This window comes from Pseudomonas sp. TH08 (assembly GCF_016651275.1).
GTDB lineage: Bacteria > Pseudomonadota > Gammaproteobacteria > Pseudomonadales > Pseudomonadaceae > Aquipseudomonas.
This window is the reverse complement of the sequence record NZ_JAEKEE010000004.1, coordinates 310,403-326,317: the sequence shown is the minus strand read 5'-3', so window position 1 is coordinate 326,317 and position 15,915 is coordinate 310,403. Positions and strand designations below refer to the sequence as shown.

Here is a 15,915-nt window from a genome sequence, read left to right as displayed (position 1 = left end):
ACCCGAAGACCCTGTAGGAGTGAGCCTGCTCGCGATGCTTTTAGAGCTGATAGTTCTTCAAATCCCGTGCAATCACCATCCGCTGAATCTCGCTCGAGCCTTCATAAATCTGCGTGATCCGCGCATCGCGGTAGTACTTCTCGACGGGATAATCTTCCAGATACCCATACCCGCCATGAATCTGAATCGCCGACGAGCAGACCTTCTCGGCCATTTCCGACGCAAACAACTTGGCCTGCGACGCCTCTGACAAACACGGTTTGCCCGCTGAGCGCAGCCGTGCCGCATGCAGGATCAACAGCCGCGCCGCGTTCAGTTGCATGTGCATGTCAGCAAGCAGATTAGCGATGCTCTGGTGCTCGATGATCGGCTTGTCGAACTGCACCCGATCCTTGGAATACGCCAACGCCGCTTCAAACGCCGCCCGAGCAATACCCAGTGCCTGTGCGGCGATGCCGATGCGTCCGCCTTCAAGGTTGGACAGGGCAATCGCCAGGCCTTTACCGCGTTCACCAAGCAGGTTGGCCTCGGGAATGCTGCAGTTGTTCAGCGTCACCGCGCAGGTATCGGAGGCGCGGATGCCCATCTTGTGTTCGGTACGGTCGACGATGAACCCCGCCGTGTCGGTCGGTACCAGAAACGCCGAAATGCCTTTCTTGCCCAGATCCGGATCGGTCACCGCAAACACGATGGCCAGTTTCGCTCGTTTGCCGTTGCTGACAAATTGCTTGGCGCCGTTGATGACCCACTGGCCGTCACGCAACTCGGCGCGGGTGCGCAGGTTGTGCGCTTCGGAACCGGCCTGCGGCTCGGTAAGGCAGAAGCAGCCGATGGTTTTACCGCTGGCCAGATCCGCCAGCCAGGTTTGTTTCTGCTCTTCGCTGCCATAGTTGAGCACCGGGCCGCAGCCGACCGAGTTGTGAATGCTCATGAACGCACCGGTCGCGCCGTCGCCGGCAGAAATCTCTTCGACCGCCAGGGCGTACGCCACGTAGTCGACGTAAGTGCCGCCCCATTCTTCCGGCACGACCATGCCGAGCAGGCCCAACTCGCCCATTTTCGCCACTAGGGCGTCGTCGATCCAGCCAGCCTTTTCCCAGGCTTGCGCGTGGGGCGCGATTTCGCCGCGGGCAAAATCCCGAGCCATGTCGCGGATCATCACTTGTTCTTCAGTCAGTTCGAGATCGTGCATGGCTCAGCTCCCGCTCTCAGCAAAACCGTGGAAGAAACTCGCGACATGCGCAGCGTCCAGCGCAGCGAGGGTCGGCGGGTTCCAGCGTGGTGATTTGTCTTTGTCGATCAGCAGCGCGCGTACGCCTTCGATGAGGTCGCCGCGTGCAAACCACTGACGATCCAGATGCAGTTCGAGGGCGAAGCAGTTTTCCAGGCTCAGATGCCGACCGCGACGGAGCATTTCCAGCGTCACGGCCATGGCCAGCGGCGAGCGGGTTTGCAGCAGATCCGCCGTGCTGGTCGCCCACTCGTGGCTGTCGGCAACGTTCACTGCATGCAGTTGCTCGACCATGCTCGGCACGTCCGGCAGCGCGAAAAAATGATCAATGGCTGGGCGCAAGGCTTCGAGTGGCGCATCGGGCAGGGTTTGCACGGCGTGTTTGGCCAGCAGGTTTTGCAGAGTCTTGAGCGGCGTGTCCTGCCATTCCAGTTGATCCAGTTTTTCGTCGAGGGTCGCCAGTTTGCTGCTGTCCAGATACCAGTCGGCGAGGCCGCAATAGAGCGCATCGGCCGCGCGAATCTGTACGCCGCTGACGCCCAGATAAATCCCCAGTTCACCGGGAATGCGCGAGAGGAAATAACTGCCGCCGACGTCCGGGAAATAACCGATGGCCACTTCCGGCATCGCCAGTCGGCTCTTCTCGGTGACCACGCGCAGATCGGCACCTTGCACCAGGCCCATGCCGCCGCCGAGGACAAAACCGTCCATCAGCGCCAGCACCGGTTTGCGGTAGTGATGGATCGTCAGGTCGAGGGCGTATTCCTCGACAAAGAAATCTTCGTGCAACGTGTCGCCGCTTTTGAAACTGTCGTACAGCGATCGAATATCGCCGCCGGCGCAGAAGGCTTTTTCGCCAGCACCGCGCAGCACTACCGCATGGACATTGGCGTCAGTCGCCCAGGCGTCGAGCTGTTGTTGCAGCAGGCGCACCATGTCGAGGGTAATGGCATTGAGGCCGGCGGGGCGGTTGAGAGTGAGGTGACCGATGTGGTTGCGAACCTCGGCCAGCACGTCGTCTTGCGTGGCATCCATGGACTGTGTCCGCGGGGATGAAGCCTGAGCTGTCATCAGTAACTCCCTGCTTTTATTGTCTTTATTCGAGAAGCTCGCGCGCGAGCGTTACCGGATCGTAACAGTGCAAATTTGTCGTGTACAACGGGGATATGTGCAGCGCCTGTCTGCATTTTTACCTTGGTCGAACATGTAGGCGGGCTCATGTAGGCGCTGTCGCAGGCTGCGCTCTTTTGATCTTTAAAAATCAAAGTCAAAAGATCGCAGCCTGCGGCAGCTCCTACATAAGGGGTTAGGTGAAGGCTGTGGTAATGCTGCGGCGTTTGGCGTGCAGTTCGCTGGCGTGAATCAGTTGCTCGAGGTCTTCGGGGGTGATGTCGATGAAGGCTTCCATGTCGGCCAGCGCGAGCTTGAGGTCTTCAGCGGTGATTGCCTGGATGTCCACTGGAGCAACCAATGGCGCCGGTTCGGCAGGGCGTTTCGGGTAACGAATGCGCGTCAGATTGTTGTAGGCCAAAGCACTGAGCAACAGGCACGCGGCACCGAGCATCACAGGCGCCATGGCGTGCCAGTCCATGGCGATGGTCGCCGGATCGGCCAACACCAGGGTCAACGCCAGCGCGCCAGCGGGAGGGTGCAGGCAGCGCAACCAGCACATCAGAACCAGCGCCATGCCCGCCGCCAGACAGGCACTGCCAAGGGTTCGTCCCAGTACGTGTGCGACCAGCAGCGCGACGCCGCCGGCACACAGATAACCGCCAATGATCGACCACGGTTGGGCAAGTGCGCCGGACGACACGGCGAACAGCAACACCGCCGAAGCACCCAACGGGCCGATCAGGTGGTAAGCCACTTCATGGCCAAACACCTGAGCGCATAACCACACGCTAAACAGCGTCCCCAAAGCCATGCCGATGGCGGCGCGGCTCCATTCGGTCGGGCGGGTGTTGATGGCGGCGGGCAACCAGCGAGCGAGCATGTGAATCCGATCCTTGCAGCAAATTCAGGGCAAAAAAAAGGACTTGTCCGGCAATCCGGAAAGCCCTCGAAGTGTTCCAACATTGGGGGAGGAACGCGCACAGTTTGCCGATCTATTTCGATGCTGACAAATTCATATAAATGCAGTTTGAGTGCATTATTTTTGAATTTAAGCGCCCCGACGCCCGCTGACCACACACAAATAACCGCCTAATGCGGCCAAAACGCTCAGCGCATAAAACATGCTCGGGGCCGGCGTGTGCATCAACAGAAACCCGCACATCACCGGGCTCGCCGCGCCGCCGAGTGCCGCCAGGTTCTGCGCGCCGTAGTAGCTGCCGCGCAGTTCTTCCGGGGCGAGCGTGTCGACAAACAGAAAGTCTGCCGGGTAAATGATCATCTCGCCCAAGGTGAAGATGAACATCGCCACGCACCAGCCGACAAGGCTGTCGGCCAGGCTGAAACCGATCAGCCCGACAATGAACAGTGCCGTACCACCGGCAATCCAGTGGCGCAAGTGTTCACGCTTGAGCAACCGGCCGACCTGGTATTGCAGCAAAATCACCGTGATCGCGTTGCAGGCGAGCAGCGCGGCCATGGTGTCCAGGGTTTGCTGCTGGCGGTGGGTGACCAACAGGTATTGCGACAAGTACAGGGTGAAACGCCCGTGAACCAGGGTGCTGAGCAGGCAGCCGAGGGTGAACAGGATCATCGTGCGGTCGTTCTTCAGGATGATCAGCGTTTTCAGAAAGCTTTGTGGCTGGCCAACCGGTGCGTTCGAATTGGCGTCTTTGCCGGCGCCGAGCAGCAGGAAAATACTGCCAATGGCGATGGCCCCAGCGACGATGAAGGGCGCGGAAGGCTGGATGCCGGCAATCACCACGCCGATCATCGGGCCAATCGCGTAACCGATGTTAGTGAGCGTGTAGTTCAGGGAAAACGCCTTGACCCGTTGGCCCACCGGGAGGTTTTCACTGAGCATTGCCTTGGAGCAGATCAGGAACAGCGCCGACGCGGTTTCGCTGATGATCAACACCAGCGTGACCAGATACAGGTTCTGCGCAAAGGTCAGCAGCGTCAGGCCAACGCCGCTCGACAGCATGGTAACGATCAGCAACTGACGCTTGTCGAGCCGATCAATGATGTAGCCACCATATAGCGACAGCAGCGTGGCACTGAACACCGCGATGCCCAGCAGCAAGCCGACATCCTGTGGGTTGAGGCCGAGTTTGTTGCTGAGGAACAGGGTCAGCAGCGGACTGATCAGGGCACGGCTGACGACGACGGTCAGCGAGGTGATCATCAGTCGGCGGATCAGGCGGGAGTAAGTGGCCACGAAGAGGTCAATGTCCTTATTTCAAATACGAGGGGCGCGCCGTCATCCTCCCCGGCTCTCGCCCGGCGGTCAACCTGACACACCCGACATGTGGGTGTGTCCCTGTAGGAGCTGCCGCAGGCTGCGATCTTTTGATCTTGATCTTGAAAAAACAAGATCAAAAGATCGCAGCCTTCGGCAGCTCCTACAGGGGATGTGGTGGATTTCAGGGGAGGGGCAGGCGCATGGCGCAGCGTCGTTCGCCGGGGAAGCCGTGGGCGATTTCGCTTTGCAGGGCGCTCAGCAGATGTGGCGGCGTGTCCTGCCGGGTGAGCACGGCAAACCCGAGGCGCTGATAGAACGGCGCATTCCACGGCAGATCACGGAAAGTGGTCAGGGTCACGGCCTGCAATTGCATTCGGCGCGCCTGTTCAATTGCCGCCAACACCAGCGCACGCCCCATGCCTTGTCCTTGATAATCCTGACTCACTGACAGTTCTTCGATGTGCAACTGATTGTCGATTTGCAGCGCCCGAAGAAACCCGGCCAATGGCTGGCCAGCACTTTCCACCACCCAAACGCACATCTGCTCGATGGCTTGCACATGTTGCTCAACGCCAGGCACTTCAGCGTCGGCGAGCCAGGCGAGGGCAGGGTCGAGACGAAACAGTTCGGCGGCCGAGCGTTCGATAGCGGGGAGGGCGGCCGCGTCAGCAGGGCTGGCGCGGCGGACGATGAAAGTCATGTCGGGACGAATCCTGTCGAGCAAAGCCCGACAGATTACGGTTTCAGCCACAGCAATACGTAGTCGTTTTTATCGAAACGGCCGCTCACCAGCGGTTGCAGGGTTTCCAGTGGCGTACCTTTCAAGGCCTGGAAGTCGTTACGATCCATCATCAGCCACGTCGGGCCCTTGAGGGCTTCCAGTTGCTGCACCGAGTCGGTGAACTGCGGTTGCAGATCCTGCTCGATGTTGACCATGAATTTGATCGCTTTCGCGTCCTTGCCCATACCGTGCAGCACCAACGGCGCAGGGTTTTGGATAACCTGCGCGAAGGCGGCGCGGCTGAAAGTCTGCGTGTTATAGAGGCGCTGTTCCACAGGTTCGAACACCGCCGCATACACCGTCCATAACGCCAGCACCGAACACAGCGCCAGCACTTCGGCACGCCAACGCGGGATCAACAACCGCGAGAGCGCCGCCAGTTGCAGCACGCCGAGCACCAGCAAAATCAGCGTGATGTCGGTCAATTGCTCGGGGAACCGACGCCGCGCGACCAGCAGAGCCACCAGCAGTAACCCCGGTGTCAGCAGCCACACCGCCAACATCAAACCGCGCAGCCAACGGAACACCCAACCGTGGAGAACCTGAAAGGGATACGCCGCAATGATCGCCGCCATGGGCAACATCGGCAGCAAATACCGCGCTTTCTTCGCCTGCGGAATCGACAGGCCAACCATCACGATCAGTCCCGCCGCCGCGCAATACTGCACCAGCCGCAACGCCGGCCCCCGCTGATGCGGTTTGCTCAACCACGCGGCTGCCAATGCCAGCAAAGCCAATGGATACGCCAGCGCATAGTTGCCCAGCGAACTGGTGAAGTAATACAGCGAGCCGCTGACGCCTTCGCTGCCGTCCATGCGCCCCATGAACTGCATGCGGATCACGTCCTGCATGAATGCCGGGCCACCGCTCAGTTGCGCCAGCCACAACAACAGCCCGACGCATGCCGCGAGTAACACCGACGCCAGCACGCCAAACACCAGCAATCGCGGCCACTGTCGATTGAGCAAGTAATAACTGCACAGCATGCCGGTCGGCACCACCAGACCAATGGGTCCGCGAATGCCGAAACCGAGCAACAGCAACACGAAGATCAACCACCCACGGCGTCCGCCCGCAAAGTGATCGTGGGCATAGCCCAGATAGAACACCGCGAATGCGACCGCTGCGAGCATCAAGTCCTGCGACACCGCGCGGACTTCGGTGAGGAACGTGCTGGTGAGCAGCAACAGCGCGATGCTGATCAGCGCCCAGCGCCGCGAATACGGTGCCAACAGCCGATACATCAACGTCACGATCAGCGCGCCGGCGATGGCGCTCGGTGCCCATGCGGTGAACGCATTGACGGCCCCGAACGGCAATGACAGCAGCCAGATAAACAACGTCGACAACGCCGAGTAATCGGCATACGGCTGTCCATAAGTGCTCGGAAACACCGTTGGCCCGTGGCGCAGCATTTCCTGCGCGAACAGCACAAAGCGTGAATCGAAACCGATAGGGGCCTGCCCGTAGACCCCGGCCATGAACAATAAAAACGCCAGCAGCCCTGCGATCAGGGACTGCCGGCGAATGTCAGGCGATAACGTGATCAAGCGACGTCGGACGCGTGCGGCCATTGTTGCAGCGTAATCGGCAGTTTGCGCGATTCGCCACGGCCCATAGGGAAGTAATGGAAACCGTTGCGTTCCAGGCGCTCGGCGTCATAGAGGTTACGCCCGTCGAAGATCACCGGGGTGTTGAGGCGCTGTTTGATCAAGTCGAAATCAGGCGCTTTGAACTGTTGCCATTCAGTGCAAATGATCAAGGCGTCAGCACCGGGCAACACCGATTCGGGGGTGCCCATCAGCATCAGTTTCGATTCGTCCGGGTAGAGATTCTGGGTTTCCTGCATGGCTTCCGGGTCGAACGCACGCACGCTGGCGCCGGCCGCCCACAATTCCTCCAGCAGCACCCGGCTCGGCGCGTCGCGCATGTCATCGGTGTTGGGCTTGAACGCCAGGCCCCACAAGGCAAAGGTCTTGCCGCGCAAATCGCCTTTGTAGAACGCGTTGATACGCTCGAACAGCTTGTGTTTCTGCCGCTGGTTGATCGCCTCGACCGCTTGCAGCAAATCGCTGGAGCAATGCACCTCTTCAGCGCTGTGGATCAGCGCGCGCATGTCTTTGGGGAAGCACGAACCGCCATAACCGCAGCCTGGATAGATGAAGTGGTAACCGATGCGCGTGTCGGCGCCGATGCCCTGGCGCACCGATTCGATGTCGGCGCCGAGGTGCTCGGCGAGCTCGGCGATCTGGTTGATGAAGCTGATTTTGGTCGCCAGCATGCAGTTGGCGGCGTATTTGGTCAGCTCGGCGCTGCGCAGGTCCATGAACATGATGCGGTCGTGGTTGCGGTTGAACGGCGAGTACAGGTCGCGCATGACGTCGCGCACTTCATCGCCCTCGCAGCCAATGACGATGCGATCCGGACGGCGGCAATCGGCAACCGCCGAGCCTTCCTTGAGAAACTCCGGGTTGGAGACGATATCGAATTGCAGCAAGCGGCCGACCTTGATCAGGGCTTTTTCGATGTGCGCGCGCAGGGAGTCACCGGTGCCCACCGGTACCGTGGATTTTTCCACCAGAATCAGCGGCTGTTCGCGATGACGAGCGATGGCGTCGCCGACCGAGAGCACGTAACGCAGATCGGCCGAACCGTCTTCACGCGACGGTGTGCCGACTGCAATGAACGCCACCCGACCGTGCTGCACGGCGAGTTTCTCATCAGTGGTGAAGTGCAGGCGTTTCGAATCCAGCCCTTCGCGCACCAGGCTGGACAGCCCCGGTTCGAAGATGCTGACGTGACCCTGACGCAACAGATCGACCTTCTTCTGGTCGACGTCCATGCAGACGACATCATGGCCGACCTCGGCCAACACAGCCGCTTGCACCAGACCGACGTAACCGCTGCCAAATACTGTGATTTTCATGGAGCACTCCTGAATTCGGGCGCACGAGCCGGACGAGTGTTGATGGTGATGACCCCGAGCATGACCAGCGCCACGCCGAGTGATTTAGTGAAACTGAAGGATTCGTTGAACAGCGGCAGACTGGCCGCCAGCAGGTACACCAGCGCATAGCTGATGCTCAGCAGCGAATACGCGCGGCCCAGCGGCAGATCGCGCAGGGCGGCGAGCCAGCAGAGCATCGACAGGGCGTAGGCAATAATGGCTGCGACGACAACGGCCAGCGCACGCCAGTCGATGCTGTCGACGAGCAGCCATTGGTCCGGCACGGGCAGGCGCGTCATGCTCCAGCGCATGCCCAGTTGCGCCGCGCTGACGAGGAAAACGCTGCCCAGGGCGAACGTGATGCCGCGACGCGGGTTCATGACTGTTGCCCCAGCAGAACCACACCGCCGATCACCAAGGCGACACCCAGCCAATGCTGGCGGTCGATGGGTTCACGGAAGACGAAACGCGCAATCAGGGTGATCAGCACAAAGTTGAGGCTGAGCATCGGGTAGGCGATGCCGACTTCCAGGCGCTGCAGGACCAGCAACCACACCAGCAAGCCGCAGCCGAGGGCGACCAGCGCCACCCACAACCATGGCGAACGCAGTTTGTCGGCCCATGAAGAGTCAACACCGCGCCAGCTCTCCACGGCGTATTTTTGAGCGACCTGACCCAGGCACGTCAGCAGGCACGCGGCCAACAGCAGCAACAGGCTCATGACGCCTCCTTGGGCAAAATCATGATCACCAGGTTGCCCTGTTCGTAACGGATGCCGTCCTTTGGCAGTCTGTCGATTTCGTCCAGTTCGTCTTGCCCCTTGACGCGCATCACCACGCCGACCGAACCACTGCGGCGCGCCTCGCGCATCCACTGTTGCACTTGATCGGGATCGACCCGCTGTTGAATGCCGTCAGGATAGGCAAGGCCATATTTCAATTCGCCTATCGTGTTGTATAACGCGACTTGCGGGCGATGCAGGCGCCAGGACAACGCCGCCGCCGCGCCCAGATCGTTGCTCAGCAGGTGCGTGGTTTGCGCCAGTTCGCTGACGTGATGCTTGATGAACTGATCCGGCATCTTGTTGGCGACCACCGATTTGGGCAGTGCCGCCGGCAGCACGGCAATCAGCAACAGACTGCCGAAGGCCGGTGCCGCCCAGCATTGCAGCGGCAGGAAGGCTTGCAGCAGGTTGGCGATGATCCACCCGATCAGGGCAATGAACACCAGCACCATGCTGTGCAGTTCGTGGTCGTATACCGGTTTGGTCAATTGCAGGTACACCAGCGCAATCAGCGTGACCACGCCCAGCAACAGATTGAGCAGGCCATTGACGCTCAGCGCACGACCTTGCTCCAGACGCAAACGGTCGGCGAGGGCACTGCCCAGCAACAGCGACATCGGCAGCAGGCAGGGCAGGATGTAGGTCGGCAGCTTGCCGTTGCTCAGGCTGAAAAACAGCAGCGGCATCAGCAGCCACAGCAACACAAATACCACTTTGGGCTGGGCGCGGGTCTGCCACGCCTGTTTGAACGCGGTCGGCATCAAACCAACCCACGGCAGGCTGAAAGCCACCAGCAGCGGCAAGTAGAACCACCACGGCGCATCGTGCTGGGCATCGTCACCGGCAAAGCGGCGGATGTGCTCATGCCAGAAGAAGAACCGCCAATAGTCAGGTTCCTGCGCGTGCACTGACAACACCCACGGCAGGCTGATGACGATCGCCACGGCAATAGCGACCGGGCCGTACATCAGCAGCTCACGCCAGCGTTTTTGCCAGAGCATCCACGGCAAGGCGATCAGCACCGGCAGCAGCCAGGCGAGAAACCCCTTGGTCATGAAACCCATGCCGCACGCCAGCCCGAGCACAGCCCAGCCAGCCATGCGTTTGCCGCTGGTCTGGCTGTCGACGGCAAACCACAGCGCCACCAGACTGAGATTGACCCAGAAGGTGAATTGCGGATCGAGGTTGGCGTAGCCGGCCTGACCGGCAACAATCGTGAAACTCATGTAGAGCAGGGCGCAGACGAAGCTTTTGCGTGGGTCTTGCCACAAGCGCCGGGCGATCAGATAGCACAGCAACACGCTCAGCCCCGTGCTCAGCGCCGAAGCGAAACGCACGCCGAACAGGTTCTGCCCAAACAATTGCTGGCCCAGCGCGATCATCCAGTAGCCGGCAATCGGCTTCTCGAAATAACGCAGGCTCATGAAATGCGGCGATACCCAGTTGCCGCTCAGCAGCATGTCCTGGCTGATCTGTGCGTAACGGGTTTCGTCGGGAATCCACAGGCCATGGCTACCCAGCGGCAGCCAGTAAGCCAGCAGACAGATGCCCAACAACAGCAGCGGCAATGTCCAGCGTTTAGTCATGCGCCTTGCACTCCCAGCCAGCCTTCGCGGCCATCGAGAGCGCCGCGTTGTACGCGACCTACGGGCAAGGTGTTGAAGAACTCGGGCAGCAAGTCACCCAGCGGGGTGAACTCAATGTTGCGCTGGCGTGCATCGGCCAGTAATTGGCGAAAATCCTGAGCCATCAGAATCCCTTCTACTTCGGCGTGGATGGTGTAGACGTTGAGTTTTTCCGGGCGAAACCGGTCGAGGATAAAGGCGTTGAAATCCGGCGCCGCGACGGTGGGGCCGACGACTTCGTCGAAGGTCGGCAGGTCGACGGGAATCTGCGGCGTGCCCGGCGTACCGTCAGCCAACAACGGGCGGAACAGGCGCGAGCCTCGGCAATCGCTGTTGTAGCGAAAGCCGAACGCCTGTTTAGCCTCGATCACGCGCTCGTCGGCACGCCAGCCAGCAGCGGCCGAACAGGTGATTTTCTCGCCAAGAATGTCGCTCAAGGTGTCGACGCCCTGACGGATCTGCTCGACCAGTTGCGCTTCGCTCCAGCGCCCGGCATTGGCCTGCCAGCCGTGGTGATCCCAGGCGTGCAGGCCAACCTCATGACCGGCGTCGCGGGCCTGACGCATCAGGTGCCCGAGTTCGCGGCCAATCGGTTTGCCCGGCCACGCCGTGCCGGCCAGCAAAATATCCCAGCCATACAGGCCGGCAGCATTGGAGCGGAGCATTTTCCAGAGAAACTGCGGGCGGATCAGGCGCCACAGATGCCGGCCCATGTTGTCCGGGCCGACACTGAAGAAAAACGTTGCCTTGATCTGCGCCTCGTCGAGCATTTCCAGCAAACGCGGCACACCTTCACGGGTGCCGCGAAAGGTGTCGACGTCGATGCGTAGACCGGCCTGCATCAACGCTTGTCCGCGATTTCGAGCATGGCTTCACGCAGGAAGAAGTCGAGCGTGTTGCCGATGGTCTCGCGCATTTCCACGGTCGGCGTCCAGTCGAGCAGGCGCTTGGCGTTGGCAATGCTTGGTTTGCGATGCTCGACATCCTGATAGCCGGCACCGTAGAACGCCTTGCTCTCGACGTCGCGGAAACCGGCGAACGGCGGGAAGTTGCTGCGCAACGGGTGAGCTTCGAACTGACGCAGCAGCTCTTCGCCCAGCTGACGGATGCTGGCTTCGTTGTCCGGGTTGCCGATGTTGATGATCTGGCCGTTGCAGACGTCGTTGTCGTTATCGATGATGCGCGCCAGTGCTTCAACGCCGTCAGCGATGTCAGTGAAGCAACGCTTCTGCTCGCCACCGTCGAACAGACGAATCGGCGTGCCTTCCACCAGGTTGAGGATCAACTGTGTGATCGCGCGGGAGCTGCCGATACGCGCCGAGTCCAGACGGTCCAGACGCGGGCCCATCCAGTTGAAGGGGCGGAACAGGGTGAAGTTCAGGCCCTTGGCGCCGTACGCCCAGATCACGCGGTCGAGCAATTGCTTGGACACCGAGTAGATCCAGCGCTGTTTGTTGATCGGGCCAACGATCAGGTTCGAGCTGTCTTCGTCGAAGTTCTTGTCCTGGCACATGCCATAGACTTCCGAGGTCGACGGGAAGATCACGCGCTTGTTGTATTTGACGCAGTAGCGCACCAGCTTGAGGTTTTCCTCGAAGTCGAGTTCGAATACGCGCAGCGGGTTGCGGGTGTATTCGATTGGCGTGGCGATGGCCACCAGCGGCAGCACCACGTCGCACTTCTTGATGTGGTACTCGATCCACTCCGAGTGAATGCTGATGTCGCCTTCGACGAAGTGGAAGTTCGGGTGGCTGCGCAGACGCTCGATCGCATCGCAACCAATGTCCAGACCGTAGACTTCGTAGCGGTCGTCACGCAGCAGGCGCTCGGACAGGTGGTTGCCGATGAAGCCGTTGACGCCGAGGATCAGCACGCGAGTGCGACGTGGCGCACGACCGGACTCGGCGCCGCGCAGCAGCGAGCCGTCAACCAGGCCCAGTTCGCTGGCCAGTTGCGGGCCACTGAGGTACAGACCGTTATCGTTGCGCTGACCGGCGTTGATCACCAGTGAGTCTTGCCCGCAGGCGATGCGCAGCGGATCGACACTGATCACGCGGCCCGGCGCCTGACCGTCGTTGCCTTGGACGACTTCGGCGCTCCAGACGATCAACTTGTGCTCGCCCACGGCGCAGAAGGCGCCAGGGTAAGGACGCGTCACGGCGCGCACCAGGTTGAACAGTTCTTCGGCCGGTTTGGCCCAGACCAACTTGCCGTCTGCCGCTGAGCGACGGCCAAAGACCGTGGCTTTCGATTCGTCCTGTGCGGTTTCGCTGATCTTGCCCTGGAGCATGGCGGGCAACGTGTCGCGCAGCAGGTCGGCGGCGGCGGTGCGCAGCTTGGCGTGCAGGGTCAAACCGGTGTCGCTGCGCTCGATGGCAACACGTTGCTGGGCAACGATGCCGCCAGCGTCGGCGCGCTTGACCATGCGGTGCAGGGTGACACCCGTTTCGGTTTCACCGTTGACCAGCACCCAATTGGCCGGGGCGCGGCCACGGTAGCGTGGCAGCAGCGAGCCGTGCAGGTTGAACGCGCCTTTTTTGGCCAGTGCCAGCAGTGGCTCGCTCAGCAGGTTGCGGTAGTAGAACGAGAAAATGTAATCAGGGTCGAGTTTGGCGATGCGCTCGATCCACAGTGGGTGGTTGGCGTCTTCCGGCGCGTGCACGGGGATGCCCTTGTTGGCACACAGTTGTGCCACAGAGGCGTAGAAAGCGTTTTCTTTCGGGTCATCCGCGTGAGTGAACACGGCTGCAATGTCATAGCCGCTGTCGAGCAGGGCTTCAATGCCGGCGCAGCCAATATCGTGGTAAGCGAAGACAACAGTTTTTGCACTCATGAGTGAACCTGACCGGAAGTAGAGGAAGAGGAGAGACCATCAACAGTGACGGCAGGCGCCGGGGTAACGGCGTGGCTGCGCAGCACTTTTTCAATGAAGAAACGCGGGCGGGCGCGCACATCGCTGTACATGCGTCCCAGGTATTCGCCGAGCAGGCCCATGCCGATGAACTGGCCGCCGGTGAACACGAACAGCACGGCGAACAGCACGAACATGCCGTCACCGGCCCAGCCGGAACCAAAGGCCAGGCGCATGACGATCAGCGCAAAGGCAAACAACAGACCGAGCCCGGCCATGGTGAAACCGACGATGCTCAACAGACGCAGCGGCGTGGTGGTCATGCAGGTGATCAAGTCGAACATCAGGTTGATCAAACGCATCGGGCTGTATTTCGAATCACCGTGTTCACGCTCGGCGTGGGTCACGACGATTTCGGTGGTATGGCGGGCGAAGCTGTTGGCCAGAATCGGGATGAATGTGCTGCGTTCGCGGCAAGCAAGCATCGCGTCGATGATGGTGCGGCGATAGGCGCGGAGCATGCAGCCGTAGTCGCTCATGGCGACGCCGGTAGAGCGCTGCACCGCGAGGTTGATCAGTTTCGACGGATAACGACGCAGCGCTGAATCCTGACGGTTGCCGCGCACGGTGCCGACGACGTCGTAGCCCTTTTCGGCTTCAGCGACCAGCCGCGGGATTTCTTCCGGCGGGTTCTGCAGGTCGGCGTCGAGGGTAATCACCACGTCGCCCTTGCATTGCTCGAAACCGGCCATGATTGCCGCGTGCTGACCGTAGTTGCGGTTGAGGATGACCGCCACGAACGGGCTGTCTTCACGGCTGGCGGCTTCCTCCAGCAGGTTGGCGGACTCATCACGGCTGCCGTCATCGACCAGGACGATCTCGAAGTCGTGACGCAGCATCCGGCACGCCGCTTCGGTGCGGCGCAGCAGTTCCGGCAGACTGTCCTGTTCGTTGTAGACCGGGATGACGATCGACACGCAGCGGATTGGGTAAGGTTTCACGGGCGTTTGTCCATAAGGTTGGCGATGGCCCCGACCACGCGATCAAGGTCTTGATCGGTCATGTCGGGGAACAACGGAATCGAGCACAGCCGCGCCGAGTTCCATTCGGTGTTGGGCAGATACAGGTCGGGATCACGCTGGCGGTACCAGGTGTGCAGGTGGGTGGCGATGAAATGGATACCGGTGCCGATGCCTTGGTCCTGCAAGCCTTTCATGAAGGCTTCGCGGTCCATGCCGCAGCGCTCGCTGTCGATGCGCAGGATGAACAGGTGCCAGGCGTGCTGTTGCGCGTAGTCCGGCACAGCCAGCGGTTGTACCGGCAGGCCTTCGAGTTTTTGCCGGTAGGCGCTGGCCAGTTCAGTGCGGCGGGCGTTGATCGCCTCCAGACGTTCCAGTTGCACCAGTGCGATCGCGGCGTTGATGTCGGCGAGGTTGTATTTGAAACCGGGCTCCATTACCTGTGCCTGCGGCTTGCGGCCACCGGTCAGGCGATCGTAGGCGTCAACGCCCAGGCCATGAAACTTGAGCATGCGTACGCGACTGGCCAGGGCTTCGTCGTCGGTGACGAACATCGCGCCTTCGGCACAGGTCATGTTCTTGATCGCGTGAAAGGAAAAGATTGCCGTGCCCTGCGATCCGACGTGGCGACCCTTGTAACGGGTGCCGGCGGCGTGGGCGGCGTCTTCGATCACCGCGATGCCGTGCTTGTCGGCCAGCGCATACAGCGGGTCGAGATCAAACGCGGCACCGGCGTAATGCACCGGGATGATCGCTTTTGTGCGCGGGGTGATCGCGGCTTCGATGCGCCCGGCGTCGGTCATCAGGGTGTCGCGGTCGACGTCGACAAACACCGGTTTGGCGCCGAGCAGCGAGATCATGTTGGCGGTCGAAACCCAGGTTTGCGAAGGAGTAATGACTTCATCGCCCGGACCAATGCCCAATGCCAACAGGGCGATGTGCATGCCACCGGTGGCCGAAGAAAGTGCCACGGCATGCCGGCAGCCAACGTACTGCGCGAATTGTTCTTCGAGTGCCTGGTTTTTTGGCCCGGTGGTGATCCAGCCGGAACGCAGTACTTGTTCTACGGCTGCAATTTCTTCTTCGCCGATACTGGGGCGAGAGAAGGGGAGAAACGCCTGACTCATGGACACCTCATCACAAACAATCAGAAGAAAACCAACTCTTTAAACAGGGTCCAGCTTCAGCGTAGACGCAAAAAACAGCCTTGCATCAATAAGTTGCCGAGAAGACTTACCGTCGGGGGTTGGTTGACTTTTGTGGCTTCGCGCGGCAGTTTGGGCAGGGCCGACACGGAATCTGTTGGAATTAAGGTTATGCCCGTT

The 15,915-nt window shown here is 60.7% G+C and carries 14 protein-coding genes; all 14 read right to left on the bottom strand.

All coding sequences use genetic code 11. From position 1 onward, the window contains the following. Positions 1–40: 40 nt before the first annotated feature. Complete coding sequence (locus JFT91_RS18615; protein WP_201233440.1) at positions 41–1,192, bottom strand: acyl-CoA dehydrogenase family protein; 1,152 nt, start codon at positions 1,190–1,192, stop codon at positions 41–43. Between the two features lie 3 nt (positions 1,193–1,195). Next, on the bottom strand, positions 1,196–2,302 hold the full coding sequence (locus tag JFT91_RS18610; protein ID WP_201233439.1) for an enoyl-CoA hydratase/isomerase family protein: 1,107 nt from the start codon (positions 2,300–2,302) through the stop codon (positions 1,196–1,198). Between the two features lie 235 nt (positions 2,303–2,537). Next, positions 2,538–3,224, bottom strand: coding sequence for an HPP family protein (locus JFT91_RS18605; RefSeq protein WP_201233438.1), 687 nt, complete (start codon positions 3,222–3,224; stop codon positions 2,538–2,540). A gap of 168 nt (positions 3,225–3,392) precedes the next feature. Then, the gene (locus tag JFT91_RS18600; protein WP_201233437.1) at positions 3,393–4,559 is read right to left on the bottom strand and encodes an MFS transporter; all 1,167 of its coding nucleotides are present in this window, start codon (positions 4,557–4,559) and stop codon (positions 3,393–3,395) included. A 205-nt stretch (positions 4,560–4,764) separates the two neighbouring features. Further along, on the bottom strand, positions 4,765–5,283 hold the full coding sequence (locus tag JFT91_RS18595) for a GNAT family N-acetyltransferase (protein ID WP_201233436.1): 519 nt from the start codon (positions 5,281–5,283) through the stop codon (positions 4,765–4,767). A gap of 35 nt (positions 5,284–5,318) precedes the next feature. Next, entirely contained in the window at positions 5,319–6,938 is a 1,620-nt protein-coding gene (locus tag JFT91_RS18590) for an ArnT family glycosyltransferase (RefSeq protein WP_201233435.1), read from the bottom strand. Next, the gene (locus JFT91_RS18585; RefSeq protein ID WP_201225888.1) at positions 6,911–8,290 is read right to left on the bottom strand and encodes a UDP-glucose dehydrogenase family protein; all 1,380 of its coding nucleotides are present in this window, start codon (positions 8,288–8,290) and stop codon (positions 6,911–6,913) included. The genes JFT91_RS18590 and JFT91_RS18585 overlap by 28 nt, the downstream gene beginning before the upstream one ends. Then, positions 8,287–8,691 carry a 4-amino-4-deoxy-L-arabinose-phosphoundecaprenol flippase subunit ArnF gene (gene arnF / locus JFT91_RS18580; protein ID WP_201225887.1) on the bottom strand — a complete coding sequence of 135 codons (405 nt, stop codon included), beginning with the start codon at positions 8,689–8,691 and terminating at the stop codon, positions 8,287–8,289. The genes JFT91_RS18585 and arnF overlap by 4 nt, the downstream gene beginning before the upstream one ends. Then, a complete protein-coding gene (arnE, locus tag JFT91_RS18575; protein ID WP_201233434.1) occupies positions 8,688–9,032 on the bottom strand; it encodes a 4-amino-4-deoxy-L-arabinose-phosphoundecaprenol flippase subunit ArnE in 345 nt (114 codons plus the stop codon). Before arnE ends, arnF begins: the two co-directional genes overlap by 4 nt. Continuing rightward, positions 9,029–10,681 (bottom strand): lipid IV(A) 4-amino-4-deoxy-L-arabinosyltransferase, encoded by a 1,653-nt coding sequence (gene arnT / locus JFT91_RS18570; protein ID WP_201233433.1) that lies wholly within the window; start codon positions 10,679–10,681, stop codon positions 9,029–9,031. Before arnT ends, arnE begins: the two co-directional genes overlap by 4 nt. After that, positions 10,678–11,562 (bottom strand): 4-deoxy-4-formamido-L-arabinose-phosphoundecaprenol deformylase, encoded by an 885-nt coding sequence (arnD, locus tag JFT91_RS18565; RefSeq protein ID WP_201233432.1) that lies wholly within the window; start codon positions 11,560–11,562, stop codon positions 10,678–10,680. Before arnD ends, arnT begins: the two co-directional genes overlap by 4 nt. Next, positions 11,562–13,553: a bifunctional UDP-4-amino-4-deoxy-L-arabinose formyltransferase/UDP-glucuronic acid oxidase ArnA gene (arnA, locus tag JFT91_RS18560; protein WP_201233431.1), complete on the bottom strand. Its 1,992-nt coding sequence runs from the start codon at positions 13,551–13,553 to the stop codon at positions 11,562–11,564. Before arnA ends, arnD begins: the two co-directional genes overlap by 1 nt. Further along, a complete protein-coding gene (gene arnC, locus JFT91_RS18555) occupies positions 13,550–14,572 on the bottom strand; it encodes an undecaprenyl-phosphate 4-deoxy-4-formamido-L-arabinose transferase (RefSeq protein ID WP_201225882.1) in 1,023 nt (340 codons plus the stop codon). Before arnC ends, arnA begins: the two co-directional genes overlap by 4 nt. Then, the gene (gene arnB, locus JFT91_RS18550; RefSeq protein WP_201233430.1) at positions 14,569–15,717 is read right to left on the bottom strand and encodes a UDP-4-amino-4-deoxy-L-arabinose aminotransferase; all 1,149 of its coding nucleotides are present in this window, start codon (positions 15,715–15,717) and stop codon (positions 14,569–14,571) included. Before arnB ends, arnC begins: the two co-directional genes overlap by 4 nt. Positions 15,718–15,915: the final 198 nt, after the last annotated feature.

Coding starts and splice junctions, on each gene's coding strand:
- JFT91_RS18605 (WP_201233438.1), bottom strand. CDS start 3,224: ATGCTCGCTCGCTGGTTGCCCGCCGCCATCAACACCCGCCCGACCGAA.
- JFT91_RS18595 (WP_201233436.1), bottom strand. CDS start 5,283: ATGACTTTCATCGTCCGCCGCGCCAGCCCTGCTGACGCGGCCGCCCTC.
- arnB (WP_201233430.1), bottom strand. CDS start 15,717: ATGAGTCAGGCGTTTCTCCCCTTCTCTCGCCCCAGTATCGGCGAAGAA.
- JFT91_RS18610 (WP_201233439.1), bottom strand. CDS start 2,302: ATGACAGCTCAGGCTTCATCCCCGCGGACACAGTCCATGGATGCCACG.
- arnE (WP_201233434.1), bottom strand. CDS start 9,032: ATGAGCCTGTTGCTGCTGTTGGCCGCGTGCCTGCTGACGTGCCTGGGT.
- JFT91_RS18585 (WP_201225888.1), bottom strand. CDS start 8,290: ATGAAAATCACAGTATTTGGCAGCGGTTACGTCGGTCTGGTGCAAGCG.
- arnF (WP_201225887.1), bottom strand. CDS start 8,691: ATGAACCCGCGTCGCGGCATCACGTTCGCCCTGGGCAGCGTTTTCCTC.
- arnA (WP_201233431.1), bottom strand. CDS start 13,553: ATGAGTGCAAAAACTGTTGTCTTCGCTTACCACGATATTGGCTGCGCC.
- arnT (WP_201233433.1), bottom strand. CDS start 10,681: ATGACTAAACGCTGGACATTGCCGCTGCTGTTGTTGGGCATCTGTCTG.
- JFT91_RS18615 (WP_201233440.1), bottom strand. CDS start 1,192: ATGCACGATCTCGAACTGACTGAAGAACAAGTGATGATCCGCGACATG.
- JFT91_RS18590 (WP_201233435.1), bottom strand. CDS start 6,938: ATGGCCGCACGCGTCCGACGTCGCTTGATCACGTTATCGCCTGACATT.
- arnD (WP_201233432.1), bottom strand. CDS start 11,562: ATGCAGGCCGGTCTACGCATCGACGTCGACACCTTTCGCGGCACCCGT.